Genomic DNA, 15,041 nt, shown 5'->3' with positions numbered 1-15,041 from the left:
TACTATCCCCCGTACATAACTATATTACAGAATACAATTCGACATAACTTTTTCTAATCCTGCATTTAATATACAAAAATAGTATGATTGAGTAAATAATCATACTATTTGGAGTGTGGATTTAAAAAAATTAAACTTATTTTAGGTTGTGAAAAATTAATTAAGGGGGTTAGCCTTATAGTTATATAATATATGATTTTATAAGGTGTGTAAATGGTTTCAAGGCATAAAGCTTTCTTTTGTTTTGAATTTATTGAATTGGGCATAATAATTAATGCTTATAAAACTACTATGTTATCTCTTTAATATTATTTCAATATGTTTTAATTCATGAAAGCTCTGGTGCTGCCAGGGCTTTTATTATAGAAATTTACTTCTAAGGTTAAGAGATGTATTAGGAAAAATCGAAATGTAAACATTCCAAATAACAGTTTTTTGAATAGTATACTATTGTGAAAAAAATTTTATTGGAGGCTTTTCATGTATAAATACATGTATCCACCATTAGAAACAACACCACCAATGTGTTGTTACTGTATGATGGCTAACAGAACTATGTATCCGCCTGTGATGTGCAAGGAACCTAAACCTTTATTCAAGGGGGAAGAAAAATTTAAAGAAAACAAAATTAATAAAGGAAGTACAATGCCCTCTATGGAGAAGAAACCAGGCATGAAACAAGAAATGCCGGATATGATGGATATGTCAAAAAAAGATATGGAAAAAATGAAATCAGATGTACAAGAGATTGTAATGATGTTCGAGCAGCACCATCCCGATATATTAAAGACATTAACAAACTGCGGCATGTCAATAAATCAAGCAAGAGAATATTTAAGTAGAATTGTTGGAATGTCCCTTATGCATCATATGATGCATCAAGTATAAAGTTTAAATATTAAAGAAATTTATAAAGAGTGCTCAACTGCACTCTTTGCAAAATATAGTGGCATGTTAAGACCACTATATTCAGTCACTCTCAAAACCCCAAATATTTATTATACACAGGTATAATATATTATAATTGTAACTGTATATTGTGACAAACATATATAAAATTCATGTTACTTTAATGTGATATTAATATTTTATTCGGTTTGAGCAATAGAAGTATTTTCTACTGCCCTATCCTCTGCATTTATGACAGCTACGGAAGTATCTATATTCTGTACAGCACCTGCAGCACTCTGTATACTAGCAATAGTCTGCTTCAATTGAGTATTTTCAGCCTGTGCTGCTGCTAAATCCTGCTGTATCTTTGTAATCTGTGTATCTTTTTCGGGCTCTGTAGGAGCAACATGTCCAAGGTCATTTACTGCTTCCTGTATAAAATCAGAGATAAGTTTTTTCTGGTTAAGGGTAGGCTCTACATTAATTTCTTTAAGCGCAGCATATACGGTATTTTGTGCGGCATTAAACTTTTCTTCATTTGTAGCGAGGCTTCCAGCATGAGCTAGTTGTTCAGCTGCTTTTACTCCGGCCACTGCCTTTTTTTCTACCCAGTCTATTAAAGTTGCACCGGGTTTCAATGCCGGAATAGCCTTTGCCAATTGTATAAGTGGTTCTGTTCCTTCTAAAACATTTCCTGTAGTATCCAATACTTTTTCAGTATCAATACCTTTCTTCTTTAGATGTGGCACTAGTCCAAAAATACTACCAATTACACCCACTAAAACCCCGCCTACTGCTACAACATCATTTATATTTATCATTTTTATTGCCTCCTATTTTTTTATTAAGCTAAACAGCTTTATACAAAATTTCTATATCCCTATTGAAATTTTGTATATTTTTAATTTTGTAACCATACCGCATTAGCCATTTATACACATTTTTTAATCTATCACTAGCTCCTATTATTTGAATTTCACAGTTATGCACTGTTTTTTCTAAATTTTTCAATTCTTTTAAGGCTATTATAAATGGTTCTAATCCTGCCTTTCTTCCTGTACATTTTCCAAACAATATCTTAGGGCTTTTTTCAGTCTTACAAAAGCAGTCATTACATTGTCGTTTAGTATTGCCTATAACAATACTCATGTACCAAATATTGCTTTTATTACTACTAACATAACTGAACACTACTTTAAGCCACTGACCATTTTTTAATTTAAAAAATTTGCCCATAGGTCTTCCATTTACCTCCATAATTTATAATCTAAAAAGAGAGCCTTTCAGCTCCTAATTTATTTACTTTATATTGCATATAATTTTTAAACCTCAGATACCCCTTTTGCTCTCATGTCATTAAAAATCCTAAGTGCTGCTCTGCAAGTTTCTAAGCTTATTGCTGTATAAACGTATATTTTATCAGTTGTTGATATTGGTTGCCCAAGTGCCTTGATTCCATCCCAGTCTTTATTTACGTCATTTACTGTCTTGATTGACCGCAAATTGTCTTCATATGCTTTTATATGGCTTTCCATATTTTCAATAGCTTTTTTTATATCCAAAACGTCACTTCCTTTGCACTACGCCTTGTGAAAATATTTTTAGTTATTCAAAAATATACTCCATGTCTCCAATCTCAATACTCCATCCGTCGGTCTTTCCCAATTCTTCTGGAGTTCAGTTACAGCCTGAAAAGTTGGTTCGTCATATAACATTTGGGTATAGGAATTTTCTTTTAGATATCCATATTGTTCTAATTTCTGCTGCAGCCATAATACAACATGGGACTTGTGGCCTTTTACAATGATATCCTGAATTCCTTTTAATGCTGCCATAGTAGCCGGACCTGCTATTCCATCTATAACTAACCCTGCATTATAATCAATATTCAAGTTATATTGAAGGGATTTAATTTGCTCTATAAGTGGATCTGGTTTTACTGGTTCATTTGTACCAATGCTATTATAAAAAGATTCCGCCATGTAATTTAAATCCAGGTATCCACTTATTCCTGGTATCTGCCCTTTTTCTGTATACTGCCACATTGCATAATCAGGCCATAATACAGTGCTTGGACTGCTAACTCCATAATGGGCCACCCATAGAGGATACTTTGTTATACTGCTGTTTAAATATGATTTTATATAGCTTGGATTACAATAAATAAGTGCAGGTGCAATAGTAGCCACTATTTCTAAGAAAGCCAGACATGCTTCTGTCATATCTCCTGAACACTGTTGCTCAAAATCTAATACTACAAAGTCTGGTTTAGCTCCTGCAGCAATAGACTTGAAAAAATTTGCTTCCTGGATGGCCTTTGCTATGGTTGTAAATCTAGCGAAATGATAAGCCCCGGTTACAAGTCCCAGGGCTTTAGCTTTAGCAATATTATCATTGTAATATTTATCTACAAAGGTACTTCCCTCTGTGGCTTTTGCTATTAAAAAAGAATTACCTGCATTTTTAATTGAGTCTATACTAATTGAGCCATTTAAATTACTTATATCTACTCCTTTAATCAATCTGAATTACCTCCTATTTTTTTAATAAAATTCCCATAACAAAAATAGAGACTGTGACAAATATGCCAAGTCCCCATTTGATTGTTGATATGAGATCATCCATCTTTTTTATTAAATTTTTTATGTCAGTTTTATTTTCCCTGGTGTCCTGTTTAATTAAGCTTATTTCTTCATCATGCTTTTTTAACCAAGTTTCATGTTCATCCACTGTATTATTTAGTGTTTTGTGCTTTTCTTCACACAATTTCCCGTCATAGCATTCACTCATAGTGCACCTCCTAGTTTTATGTAAAATAAAAGAACCTGGTTAAACCAAGTTCTTTTGAGTTAGATATTTTCAGATTAATCTTAACATCAATCTTTTTTCTGTGTCTTCTTGCTATGTTTAGTTTTAGAATTATTTTCTTTTCTCTCTTTTTCTTGTTTGCTTCCACAAGAAGAACAATGTTTTTCACCCATAGCACTTATTCCTCCTAAATGAGAATTTACTGTAATATCCTTAATATTTTGTTCAATATAAAAATTATAATGCTATGAAATTAATAGTAAAAATAAGCATTCATTATTTGCTTACGCTACCAATATTTTATTAAATAAATTGAGCATTAAAAAGAGCTCTGGATTTATCCAAAACTCTGAATATTTATCGCATAATATGAAATATTACGAAATAAATAATTAATATCCTAATTGCTTTCCTACAATAATTACTTTTATCCTATCTTTGATAAACTGTCCTCTAATTATTGTAAAATCATTACATATTCTATCAGGACTTTTACAATCTACACAATAGCCTAATGTAGTACATGGAGTATTTTTCCCTAATCTTTTTGCGTCAATTGGAGCAGAATAATTTCTAACTCTTTTTTCTGCTTCTTCTATGTTCTTAACAATCTTATTTATACCAGTTACTAAAATAACCTGTTTAGGCCCATAAATCATTGGTGCAACTCTACTTCCATTACCATCAATATTGTAAAGTTCTCCATCTTCAGTTAAGGCATTTGTACTACACATAAAAGTATCAGAAGAAAAGTTTTTTATATAGATTTGTTTTTTATCTTCACTTGTAATATCTTCTCTGTACTTATCTAAAAAAACGTAGTTTCCTTTACGCAGAAAATCTATAGTACCTGTTTCAAAGAGTGTCATTGAATCTCCTACACCTACTACAGAATTTTCATCTATAAGTTCTTTTAAAAGTCCTTTTAGTTCAACATCATCCTTAACGAAAAAACCTGCCATATTTCGTTTTCTTAAATTGTTTATAGTTCTTTCGATTTGTTCTTCTAAATACCACAAGACATTATTATCCATCTAAATGTATATCCTTTCGATAAATATAGTTCAACTCTTATTTTTATTATACTAATATCATACTTCATAATATGTTTCTAATTTAATGATACCATATTTTCAAGGCAAAATAAAAAAGCCATCTCTAGCTCCTATTTTGCCTTCATCATTCTAATTTCAAATTGATCATTCAAACTATCAATTAATTTATTTCCATTTGCATCTGGAGTTAACAATGCTTCTTTCAAGTCTTCTACACCATAATTATTAAACAATTCCTCCTTCTGTGTATCGTCTGTTGGTGTTCCTAATAAAGTCAATATGTTATTTTGTATACTATAATATTGGTTATCTCGCATTATGAGATATTTATTTGGAGGTTTTTCAAACCATAACTTAGGATACTCTCCTTCTTTTAATTTCCATACCTTAGTAACTCCATTGTCTAGTACTTGTGTATCCCAATCTACGAAACTTGAAGGAGTTTTCATCTGTACTGTTGTGAGTCCTGTCCCTCCTGCTGATGTAGATATACCAGATGCTTCTTTGTCCCAATAAGAATTAGATACAATACTCCCATCTGTATCTGTATTACGTCCAGCAATACCTCCTATATACATATTTTGTTCAAAAGTTATGGTACCAGCAAAATAACAATTTCTTATAATAGCTCGATAATCATTATTTGCTGCAATTCCCCCTGCATAACTACCAACAGAAGCTACATTACAAGTAGAGTAACAATTAGATATAATACTATTGGCCGAAGCTGTATTATACCCTATAATTCCTCCAACATTATAACTTGTTGCACTTATATTACCATTAGAATGACAATTAGCTATAGTGCCTCCAGTATTATACCCTACAATTCCTCCTACATATCGCGATCCTGTTACATTAATATTAACAATTCCTACATTTTTAATAATTGCAGGGGGTCTTACATATCCAAATAAACCTACAATTTCAATAGTTGGCTTATTTATAAATAAATTAGAAATAATATGACCATTACCATCAAATACCCCTGTAAAAGAAGGATTAGCACTTCCAATAGGAGTCCAACCTTCTCCATTATTATATGGAGATATATTTAAATCTATATCTTTAATCAATTTATAAGATTTACCTAAGCCATTTCTAATAGCATTTAAATCTAAAGCATCTTCTATTAAATATGGATTAGATGTAGTTCCATCTCCTCCTGCAAAACTTCCATTTGCCATTTATTATTGCCTCCCAATCTTTCAATAATTTATTTTCACATCTCCACTAAATTTCAAAAGTACTTGTAAATTAGTGTTACTGCTATAAACCACATCATAAGTATCTTCTTTGGATTGCACCCATTTCCCTTGACCATCATACTGTAATTCTAAATCATCTATATTTTCTACATCATCTATAGAATCCATAGCTAACAAATAAGCAAATCTTATCTTTTTATTTGCATTAAGTAAATTCCAATAGGTAGAATTTATAGCATTAAATGTGTTAATGCTTATTCCTCTTGCTTTTACATCTTCTACAGTTAAATTCACATCTTCCCAGTGGTCTGTATTAAAAGTTTTCCATGATTCACCTGAATCTACACTTACAACTATTTTCAAATTACTTCCTGTGGCTGTTACCTTAAAATAATCTATACTTTGTACATAACTTAAATCTTTATCGCCACTGGCAATTAACAATCTATCCATTGGAATTGCAATTATAGCAATTACTTCATTCACCCCATCTGTATTTTCTTGTATATCTTCTATACTTTTAAAAATGTTTGTATCTATTTCACAGCCATATTCCTTATTATCTGTTCCTATATCTCCAATATATTGCATTTGATAATCATATTCTGTTTTTAGATGCGTAGTATCATCAAAGACAATCATGTCGTCAACCTGAAAATCACCACTATCAGAATTACTAAATGAATTTAAAGTTTTAATTACATTCTGGTCTCCTTGCTGGAATTGCAACACATTTACTCTAGGCACTTTAAAATCCAGCGTATTAACTGGAATATCTACTACATAGGGTGACGAAGTGCTTCCTACTACTCCCATTTTACTTATTTGCTTTAAGCTTAGCCCAGCAGCATCCCCTATAGTTTCAACATCTATAGTGGTGAATTTTTTCATATCATCCGAATAAACAACTACTTGTTTATCCTTCTTATTTGCTGCATTTACATCATCTAAGCTTTCAAACCGGGTCACTCTATGACGGATTATTTCATCTAGTATTTTCTGACCTGTCCATCCTGCGAAATTATTCGTTACACTATCATCCAGCACAACATCTTTATTTAAAGTTACACTAAAAAATTCACTCATACAATCACCTACTCGCTTATAACTAATTGGAAATCTCTTACTGAAAAATTATGATTATCTACATTTTTAGTTATCTTTACAAATATGTCTTTGCTCTGTCCTTGCGCTAAATCCAAAACTATAGTATCAGAATAAATTTCACTGTCTAAACTCAGCTGGATCAAGTCATTGCTTGCAGTTTCTATTCCTATATTTAATCCGGTATAATCCACAGTATCTACATTTTTAATAGTTATGCTTTCATCTAAATCTTTTAATATTCCAGGGCTTGTATTTGTAACAACCAAACCATTATAGATTATCTCAAGCTCATACTGGCTAAATACATATATGTCACCGTATTTTAAATCCAGTGAATTAGACCTATATAACTCATTTCCTTCTTCATCCTTGAAAATAAAATACCCTTTAATATTGGAATCTAAAAATACTTTACACTCCATATTACTATCAAATGTTCTAGTTTTAAGTAGATTGTCATTTTCATCATACAGCTGGCAAACAGTATTTTCAGGGAAGTTTTGTAGTGTAATATAAGGGTCGGCATATACTTTATAATCATTTAATATAAAATCCTCAGTGCTATGTTTTTCAAATCCTTGTTTTGTGATGCTCTCTGCAAAATTCATACCGCCGATATCTACATAATTAATCCCGTCATCACTTGCATATGCTTGAATATAATTGTCCTGCTTAAGAATCTTCCAGAACTTATGTTGCTCGTCCTGCTTCTCATCCTTAATCCCAAAAGCGTAATCATTATTTCCTAGATATAAAATACAGTAATCATCCTGTCCCATAGAACTAAAATTTTCTTTTTCAAGTTCTATGACAAATTCCTCAAGAGTAAAATTTCTTTCAATCTTATTGTTGCTAATTAACTTTACCTTTCCGGTGCTAATGTCCCTACTTACATTTGCACTTCCGGCAAAATCTGCAAAAGAAGAGGTTAAGAAAAAATTCTCAACCTCCAGTAATCCATCTTTAACTTTTATAAGTTTCATATGCTCACATCCTATACATTAGGCTGCATAATGTAGTCATATGGTACAAATTCAACAACTTGCACATTAGAAGTTCCAGTCCCCTGTGCTATTAATAATTTTGCTTGCTCCAAAGCGTCCTGATAACAGTTCGTTGAATAAGATTTTACAGGATTTCCAGAAGTATCTGTTATTCCTCCATAATTCAATTGGACTAAATCTTTATCCTGTAATATCCCCCATTGTTTCTGCCTTGGATTCTTAAAATCTATTGTACTAGGAATTACCGCCATTATTACCACCTCCGAAAATATTTTTCTTCTCTACGTTTTGTGTTTCTATATAGTAATATCTCTTGCCTTTTACTTTGTCTAAGGATTTAATTAAATCTCCATTTTGAGCAATTCTATTGAAATTCCTCTCTATATCCATGGCCTTTGGATTTCTCCAAAGTGGAACTAAATTAAATTCGTGATTTTTCAAATGTCCTATAAGATTAGTTGTAAGCACTCCTACAGCCTGTAATCCAGTATCCAAATTTAAAAAGTATACTTTTTCTGCTTCCCATCTTATCCATCTGTATGTCCTGTAATAATCTGTATTAGGAGTTGAAGTTCTTAAAGTATACCAATCATACAAAAGTTCCATTATAAACTGCATGGATTCCTTACCTGTACTACACATCCAGCCTTGTACATTACTATGCCATACCATGATCAAAATATTTATTAGATCCAACATTATTTCTATGCTTACTGCATAAGCAGGGATATTCCAATCTATGCCCCATGCATTTCCCCATCCTATAGGATGGTTTGTAAATCTAAGATATTCATAATATGGATTGTTCAAAAGCTCTTGGGTATAGCTAAAATCCTTATTGGGAATAATTATGCTGTCTCTTGGTTCTGTGGGATTCAGCCACCACCATCTTTTTATAACATCTATAAACTTGTTGTGATTACCTTCTTTGTATAGTTCCCTACCAAAACTAATACCTAAACTGTAACTTTCATTTTTAAATACGTCGATTACAGAAACATTTAATAATTCTTTTTCTATTTGTTTGTATATATTTATGAACTTAACATTGTTTAAATATCTATTGAAAACTTTATTTATATTAGTTGCTTCATCTCTGCTTAATATAGTAGCAATATTGTAATAAATATCTTTTCGTATATCTCTTTTAACAAGAATGTTAGAATTATTCTTGAATATGGGAACAATATTAACCTTGAAGAGATAGTTGAAATCTTTAAAAGCATTTCTATAATTACATCTGTACATACACGCATTTCTTATAAATCTTGATATGTCTATATCACTTATTTTGTATGCCATTTTTGCTACTTTACTTTTACTAATCCTTTTTGAATTAAATTTACGCACCATATTTATTTTGCAACTTCTCATTATATCTTTTAAAGTATACCTATAAACTGCATGTTGTAAATCCAACATATTCATGTGTTTAGATAAATCTTTTCTAGCATATCTAGTCACAATAATTCTATTAATGTTTATAACCCTTTCAGGTGAAATTTGCTTTCCTATTTTACTTTTAAAAAATTCCCTAATTCTTAATTTTTCAATAAAAACATTCGTGAGTAAATTTATATCTTCTACATGTCCTGTACTGCAAGTTATAAGTATATCTTTTTTATACAGTCCATTCTGCCAGCTTCTTGTAAGATTTATATTTTCCTCTATATTTATAATTTTATCTTTAATACCCTGTAAGTTCTTGCATCCATCTACGTATATCTCATTATACCTATCGTTTTCAATATTTTTTGATACTTCTATATTTATAAAAATATTGGGTCTCTCTAATTGCAGGGTGCTATTTTTAATAAAATTTAGATATTCAGCTTCTAGGTAAATATTCCATCCTTTATCTATTAAAATATCCTTTCTTTCCATTTCAACATGTATGGATTTTACTAGACTAATGTTTTCTCGTTCAAGGTATATTTTATAAGATTTATTTATTTCTTTATTTTTTGCTTTAAGCTCTTTTGGGTATTCTTTGCTGGCTATTTCATATGGGTTTTTATATAAATATCTTTTATTGTGTTTGGATATATGAGTTGCACTCTTAAAAAGTGATTTATTCAACCCTTTTTCGATTTTAATTCTATTTAACTTTTGTCTTGAAAGCCAACGCTGTTCAAATTTTATAACCTTAATTGAAGTTTCATATTTAAATGTAGCTCCAGAGTAAATATCCCCTGCATATTTAAAATTACACAAGGGAATTTTATGCAAGGGCATCTATATCACTCCTACTCAGATGTTTTATAACATCTTATGGCAATGCAATAATTAATATTTGCACTATTATTCAGGAAATTGAATGGCGCTGTAATTTTAAACTTTTTATAATTTTCCTCACTATCAGTATCCTTCATATATATCAATTTATCTCCGTCAAAGATAGACGAAGCATCTCCCACAAGTACATTAATCATTTTTCCCCTTTCCATATCCACAGGATGAACTACTGTAATATCACTGAATTGATGTTTCTTATGGTCCCATCTGCTTCCTTCTACATTACATTTATCCATAAATGGATTGGTCGCATAAAATGCTGGATAATGGGGCTGATAAGGCATCCCTATTTTATTTGCTATCATACACACATCCGTTACTCCTGTAGCAGTTCTTTCTCCATATAGATTGCTATAATTAGGCTCAATGTCACTAGATGTTGTTATTCCAAAATTGTATATATCATCTGTAAAGGCCGAATCTTCCACAGGCTTTAAGCCTCCAATATAGGCATAGCTAGCAAGATAGTTCTTATAAGGGGCTACGTCAGCCGAAGGGTCTCCTCTCAATATAAGGTTTATGGCATCCTTTGTCATGGATATCCAATATTGTACTGGCAACCAGTCTTTAATTGTTGAAGGTAGATTTCTATACCAGGCAAGTCTAAAATTATATTCTTTCTGTATTTTACTATCAATATTTATGTCGGTACCCCCGCTATTTAAACTGTCGCAAATTTGGAATCTTATATTATTTAAAGCCTGTGGCGCTGATAAAGCTGCTACATATTCCTCATATTGATTCGTAAAACCATTAGTGGAATTCTTCCCGTATAGTAATTCCAATACTTGTGCATCTGTTCTATCCACATAAACTGCACCATTATAATATTTGTGCTCGCTGACAAAAGTTTGGATAATAGCATTCTCTGCTTTAGTTAGTTCTCTTGAGGTTCTCTCTATTTTTACATAAAATGTTTTTCCATATGATGTAGAAGTTTTTAAAATACAAGTATCATTTTGCTGTGGAACTTCAATTGTAGTGGGAACTACAGAAGTTGTACTTCCATCTGTTATTAAATTTATTGTTTTGGGTGTTCCGTTAGATCCAATATCATCTATACTGGCCGGAACTACCAAATCCCATTTATAGATCCCGGCATTTTGGGTTATCTCTTTAACTAAAGTTTTAACCAAATTCTTTACGCTGGTGTTACCCTCTACATAATAAAAATCTTCTGTTACCGCCATGTAACTACCTCCTATTCAAATACATTCTTTCTGGTAAACATATCTGTTATTTTCTTGGTTTTTAAGTCTATACTACACACTCCATAGCCCAAAGGACTCTTATTTTCAACCTCAATATCATATTCTTTCAGCAATACTATCCCATAGCTTCTCTTTTCATATATTTTTACATTTACAGGCTTCTTCAGAGGTACTGAATTATAATTCTGTATATATATCTTTAAAGTTTTGTTATAATGCCCTTTAACCGATATTATTTCAGGATTATTGTTACTAATATGTTCCCTGTAATCCCAATTAAGATAGAAGCCAGTATGAGATCTATTCCAAAAAGACACATGCATGTCTCCTATAAATCCATGAAGATCCATATCACAAATTGAATTTTCCTCCCACTGCATACGTACTGCTATATCCCAATCATTTGGAATATCTATAACATCAGGTCCGCTTGGATTTATTGGCGGCTCAGTAATTTCTTGTCCTTCTAGGTATTCTAAATCAACTACGGTTTGTCTACTGTTTCCACTATTATTATGCAAAATAAAAGAAACAGGGGTATTTGCATCAACTTTATAATAAGTATTGAAGTATTTATGCTCTCCTATTTCTTTGGTGCTGGCACCATCTATTATTTTTTCTTTGTTTATAACCAAGCTGTATCTATCATCCTTTTTCCACCCTGTTTGATTAAAATGTAGTCCAGTTAAAAATACATCTTTATCAAAAACAAAATCCTGCTTATAATCACTTATAATTGCAGGAATATCAATCAAAGCTCCCTGGACCTTTTGGGTACCATCATATTTATACATTATGAATTGTTCTATTCTGTTCTTTAGTCCCCTATACTTTTCATCTGGTAGCAAGTCCTCTATTTCACTTAGAAGTGCTTTAATCTCCTGCATATCTAATTGTGGGTATTTATCCTTTAATGCATCATCTATAAGCCGAATTAAGTCTTTTCTTAACTGGCCTGTAAGCTCATCAAAGTTTATAACATATCTAGGTAAGCTCATCTTTAAGAATCCTCCAATATGTTAAAATCTACCCATAATATTTTGCTGGATCCACTGACATTGTTAAAAATAAAATCTATCTTCTGCCCTGCAGTTACCGGATAAAACACATTGAAAAACTTATTCTCTCCATATTCCTTAGTCCGGACACCAGTAAATAAAGTATCCTCTCCTACTTTTAAGTCCCAGGTATCCTGAAAGTTCCATGCTGACTGTGAAGTTGTTATTCCAGTAATTCTCCCTGCTTTGGGCACAGTAAATTCTATGGTATACACTCCTGTGCTTGCCAGAATTTCAAGCATCTCCCCATATATTTTCTGTGTACCACTTATGCCTAAATTGCCAGCCAATCCATCCAATTTAACTCCCAGTGCATTTAAGGCTTCTATCAAGGAATTATAATCCACACCCTGTATTTTATCTTTTATTTGAGATAATAAATCTTCTATTTGGTCCGTTGGTACTACTATGCTTCCAATATCTACGTTTACGCCATTTTCAAGATAATTGCTTATCGCATCTGCTAGTTCGTCAAAGTTTATGACATATGAAGGCAAACTCAACTCAATCACTCCCTAAACATAATCTACGTTATCAACTAAGTTATCAGAACCTTTATTAATTTGAACTGTCTTAGTACTGCTATCAGGGTAAGTTGTTTTTATTTGGTATACTTTCCCTTCTGTATTTCTTATAAGTTCTTCTGACCATTGCTCTGCTCCTGTTCCATATATACATTTAACTACTTTTTTAGTGGCAGAATCTCTTGTTAATTTAATCGGGTATTCCACCAATTCTCCGTCATATGATTCCTCTCCTGTGTCTATCGATACTCTATTCTTAAGATCTCTTTTCCTAAGCTCCTGATTTAAAACGTAAACTATAGGTTCTCTTACGTTTTTAAATCCTTTATTAGACATATTAACTTGCCTCCTTTATGACACCAGAAGCTAATAACACCGGTATTTCATATATTGTATTTTTATCCCTCATACCTTCTAATTGTAGAGTATCTGCATAACCATCCGCACTTACTTCTGTATCTACGCCAACTACTAAATAGTACCCTGGATTAGTATTATCTCTTAATAACTTAACTACTTGACCTATATTAACATCTTTATTACCTGCAGTTGGCAATATGTTTAATGGCGTACTTTTTCTCCAATACTCAAGATATTTCCACCCTGCCACAGCTTTTCTTTTTTCTTGTGTATTGGCAAGTGCGTTATCCAAAGTTTCATACCATTTCTCACCATTAAGGTACTCAGTCATTGAAGGATCTTCAAATTTATCATATACGGTTTGAGTTTTGTCTCCAGATTTTATGTCACAAGTTATCTTTAATATATTTCGCATCAAAGAAGCATCTCTACCCGCAATGTCAGAAGCGTTATTTGTATTATCTTTATAAGTCCAATCAAAGTGGTTAGCATCTCCACCACCTTCTATATAATCGGGATATTGTTCATCAAGTACAATGATTCCACTCTTATTACATCTAATGCTTGCGTGCATTGTTTCTAAAAGACTCTGTATAACATCTGCATACACTGTTCCTTCTACTATTTTTAGATTGGAAATACTGTAATTATCTCCACCAGCATAATGAAAGCTTAACCCTGCCCTACTTACTAAATCAGCAATTACATTTACCGCAGTTGTATCGACATAAACTATATCTTCATTAGTAGCATTTAAAAGCCTATAATACATATCATGGCAGGTTAGAGTTATAGTCTTGTCGGTTTCATTATACTCATATTTCTTTATAACCCCTGTAAACTGGATTGTTGCATCAAAATAAGTTTCGATACGAGCAAAATTATCAATTATTCCTGTATTTCCTCCTTGGTAAGCTGCTAAAGGTAGCTTTTCATATTCTGCAACAATTGTTGCTTCTGTGACTTGAGTATCTTTACTCCTATTGGTTTTTATATTTACAAGGCTATTTTTAATGGTAAGTTTATCGGCATCCTCCGTACCATAGCTCACATAACCTTTTTTCCTATACACAACTATACTAAAGTCCATTATCGTCACTCACCCATCCAGAAACATCGTGGTTACAGAGCATTTCAATAGCTATACCATATACATCTCCCTCAATTGAAGTATCTAAGTCATATTTATTCTGGAAATACCCTTTATATGGTATGCCAAATTCATTTATTAGTATAAATCTTTCTGTGTACCTACTAACAAATTCTAAATACTTCTGGGCATTCGCCTGGGTCTCTGCATCTGTTTCTCCTTTAATCTGAAAAACTACAGTAAATTCCACGATACAATCGCTCTTCACATTGTCCTGGAATTGGCTGTATCCCGATATAGTTCTAACTGCCTTTCTAAAATAAGCAGGACGAGGTGGCTTGTAATTGGTTATAACACCTCCGGTATTGGTTCCACCATTATATTGAAGTTCTACATCAAAAGTATCTAATCTTGATATATCAGCCAATTA

18 protein-coding genes are annotated in these 15,041 nt (G+C 32.0%); 1 reads left to right on the top strand and 17 read right to left on the bottom strand.

The genetic code is table 11. From position 1 onward, the window contains the following. The first annotated feature begins 480 nt into the window (after positions 1–480). Complete coding sequence (locus BS101_RS22210; protein WP_073541623.1) at positions 481–888, top strand: hypothetical protein; 408 nt, start codon at positions 481–483, stop codon at positions 886–888. A 200-nt stretch (positions 889–1,088) separates the two neighbouring features. On the opposite strand, the gene BS101_RS22205 is transcribed toward BS101_RS22210, so the two are convergent. The 17 genes from BS101_RS22205 to BS101_RS22125 form a co-directional block, all read right to left on the bottom strand. Beyond that, complete coding sequence (locus BS101_RS22205; protein ID WP_242951503.1) at positions 1,089–1,712, bottom strand: hypothetical protein; 624 nt, start codon at positions 1,710–1,712, stop codon at positions 1,089–1,091. Between the two features lie 28 nt (positions 1,713–1,740). Then, positions 1,741–2,148, bottom strand: a complete 408-nt coding sequence (locus BS101_RS22200) for a hypothetical protein (protein WP_073540058.1) — start codon at positions 2,146–2,148, stop codon at positions 1,741–1,743. A gap of 65 nt (positions 2,149–2,213) precedes the next feature. Next, positions 2,214–2,453 carry a hypothetical protein gene (locus BS101_RS22195; protein ID WP_073541621.1) on the bottom strand — a complete coding sequence of 80 codons (240 nt, stop codon included), beginning with the start codon at positions 2,451–2,453 and terminating at the stop codon, positions 2,214–2,216. Positions 2,454–2,492: 39 nt separating this feature from the next. Continuing rightward, the gene (locus BS101_RS22190) at positions 2,493–3,413 is read right to left on the bottom strand and encodes a GH25 family lysozyme (RefSeq protein WP_073541619.1); all 921 of its coding nucleotides are present in this window, start codon (positions 3,411–3,413) and stop codon (positions 2,493–2,495) included. 13 nt (positions 3,414–3,426) lie between these two features. Next, positions 3,427–3,681: a hemolysin XhlA family protein gene (locus tag BS101_RS22185; RefSeq protein WP_073541617.1), complete on the bottom strand. Its 255-nt coding sequence runs from the start codon at positions 3,679–3,681 to the stop codon at positions 3,427–3,429. A 410-nt stretch (positions 3,682–4,091) separates the two neighbouring features. After that, the gene (locus tag BS101_RS22180; RefSeq protein WP_073541615.1) at positions 4,092–4,733 is read right to left on the bottom strand and encodes a lactate utilization protein; all 642 of its coding nucleotides are present in this window, start codon (positions 4,731–4,733) and stop codon (positions 4,092–4,094) included. Between the two features lie 131 nt (positions 4,734–4,864). Then, complete coding sequence (locus tag BS101_RS22175; protein WP_073541613.1) at positions 4,865–5,941, bottom strand: GLUG motif-containing protein; 1,077 nt, start codon at positions 5,939–5,941, stop codon at positions 4,865–4,867. Positions 5,942–5,962: 21 nt separating this feature from the next. Further along, positions 5,963–7,048 (bottom strand): signal peptidase II, encoded by a 1,086-nt coding sequence (locus tag BS101_RS22170; RefSeq protein WP_073541611.1) that lies wholly within the window; start codon positions 7,046–7,048, stop codon positions 5,963–5,965. An 8-nt stretch (positions 7,049–7,056) separates the two neighbouring features. Beyond that, positions 7,057–8,052 carry a hypothetical protein gene (locus BS101_RS22165; protein WP_073541609.1) on the bottom strand — a complete coding sequence of 332 codons (996 nt, stop codon included), beginning with the start codon at positions 8,050–8,052 and terminating at the stop codon, positions 7,057–7,059. An 11-nt stretch (positions 8,053–8,063) separates the two neighbouring features. Next, on the bottom strand, positions 8,064–8,324 hold the full coding sequence (locus BS101_RS22160; RefSeq protein ID WP_073541607.1) for a hypothetical protein: 261 nt from the start codon (positions 8,322–8,324) through the stop codon (positions 8,064–8,066). Next, positions 8,308–10,308, bottom strand: a complete 2,001-nt coding sequence (locus BS101_RS22155; protein WP_073541605.1) for a hypothetical protein — start codon at positions 10,306–10,308, stop codon at positions 8,308–8,310. The genes BS101_RS22160 and BS101_RS22155 overlap by 17 nt, the downstream gene beginning before the upstream one ends. An 11-nt stretch (positions 10,309–10,319) precedes the next feature. Further along, complete coding sequence (locus tag BS101_RS22150) at positions 10,320–11,558, bottom strand: hypothetical protein (RefSeq protein ID WP_073541603.1); 1,239 nt, start codon at positions 11,556–11,558, stop codon at positions 10,320–10,322. A gap of 11 nt (positions 11,559–11,569) precedes the next feature. Further along, a complete protein-coding gene (locus tag BS101_RS22145; RefSeq protein ID WP_073541601.1) occupies positions 11,570–12,577 on the bottom strand; it encodes a hypothetical protein in 1,008 nt (335 codons plus the stop codon). 2 nt (positions 12,578–12,579) lie between these two features. Beyond that, positions 12,580–13,149 carry a hypothetical protein gene (locus BS101_RS22140; protein ID WP_242951502.1) on the bottom strand — a complete coding sequence of 190 codons (570 nt, stop codon included), beginning with the start codon at positions 13,147–13,149 and terminating at the stop codon, positions 12,580–12,582. 3 nt (positions 13,150–13,152) lie between these two features. Further along, positions 13,153–13,497, bottom strand: a complete 345-nt coding sequence (locus tag BS101_RS22135) for a hypothetical protein (protein WP_073541597.1) — start codon at positions 13,495–13,497, stop codon at positions 13,153–13,155. A gap of 1 nt (position 13,498) precedes the next feature. After that, entirely contained in the window at positions 13,499–14,611 is a 1,113-nt protein-coding gene (locus tag BS101_RS22130; protein ID WP_073541596.1) for a hypothetical protein, read from the bottom strand. Further along, positions 14,601–15,038: a hypothetical protein gene (locus tag BS101_RS22125; protein WP_073541594.1), complete on the bottom strand. Its 438-nt coding sequence runs from the start codon at positions 15,036–15,038 to the stop codon at positions 14,601–14,603. The genes BS101_RS22130 and BS101_RS22125 overlap by 11 nt, the downstream gene beginning before the upstream one ends. Positions 15,039–15,041 lie beyond the last annotated feature (3 nt).

The sequence above is a fragment of the Clostridium kluyveri genome, assembly GCF_001902295.1.
In the GTDB taxonomy this organism is placed as follows: domain Bacteria; phylum Bacillota; class Clostridia; order Clostridiales; family Clostridiaceae; genus Clostridium_B; species Clostridium_B kluyveri_B.
The sequence above is the reverse complement of the archived record's forward strand: the minus strand, read 5'-3'. Positions and strand labels throughout refer to the sequence as shown.

Excerpts from the sequence above, each read along its gene's own strand:
- BS101_RS22170 (WP_073541611.1), bottom strand. The coding sequence starts at position 7,048 with ATGAGTGAATTTTTTAGTGTAACTTTAAATAAAGATGTTGTGCTGGAT.
- BS101_RS22130 (WP_073541596.1), bottom strand. The coding sequence starts at position 14,611 with ATGGACTTTAGTATAGTTGTGTATAGGAAAAAAGGTTATGTGAGCTAT.
- BS101_RS22150 (WP_073541603.1), bottom strand. The coding sequence starts at position 11,558 with ATGGCGGTAACAGAAGATTTTTATTATGTAGAGGGTAACACCAGCGTA.
- BS101_RS22175 (WP_073541613.1), bottom strand. The coding sequence starts at position 5,941 with ATGGCAAATGGAAGTTTTGCAGGAGGAGATGGAACTACATCTAATCCA.
- BS101_RS22210 (WP_073541623.1), top strand. The coding sequence starts at position 481 with ATGTATAAATACATGTATCCACCATTAGAAACAACACCACCAATGTGT.
- BS101_RS22160 (WP_073541607.1), bottom strand. The coding sequence starts at position 8,324 with ATGGCGGTAATTCCTAGTACAATAGATTTTAAGAATCCAAGGCAGAAA.
- BS101_RS22155 (WP_073541605.1), bottom strand. The coding sequence starts at position 10,308 with ATGCCCTTGCATAAAATTCCCTTGTGTAATTTTAAATATGCAGGGGAT.
- BS101_RS22165 (WP_073541609.1), bottom strand. The coding sequence starts at position 8,052 with ATGAAACTTATAAAAGTTAAAGATGGATTACTGGAGGTTGAGAATTTT.
- BS101_RS22135 (WP_073541597.1), bottom strand. The coding sequence starts at position 13,497 with ATGTCTAATAAAGGATTTAAAAACGTAAGAGAACCTATAGTTTACGTT.
- BS101_RS22145 (WP_073541601.1), bottom strand. The coding sequence starts at position 12,577 with ATGAGCTTACCTAGATATGTTATAAACTTTGATGAGCTTACAGGCCAG.
- BS101_RS22185 (WP_073541617.1), bottom strand. The coding sequence starts at position 3,681 with ATGAGTGAATGCTATGACGGGAAATTGTGTGAAGAAAAGCACAAAACA.
- BS101_RS22180 (WP_073541615.1), bottom strand. The coding sequence starts at position 4,733 with ATGGATAATAATGTCTTGTGGTATTTAGAAGAACAAATCGAAAGAACT.
- BS101_RS22200 (WP_073540058.1), bottom strand. The coding sequence starts at position 2,148 with ATGGAGGTAAATGGAAGACCTATGGGCAAATTTTTTAAATTAAAAAAT.
- BS101_RS22205 (WP_242951503.1), bottom strand. The coding sequence starts at position 1,712 with ATGATAAATATAAATGATGTTGTAGCAGTAGGCGGGGTTTTAGTGGGT.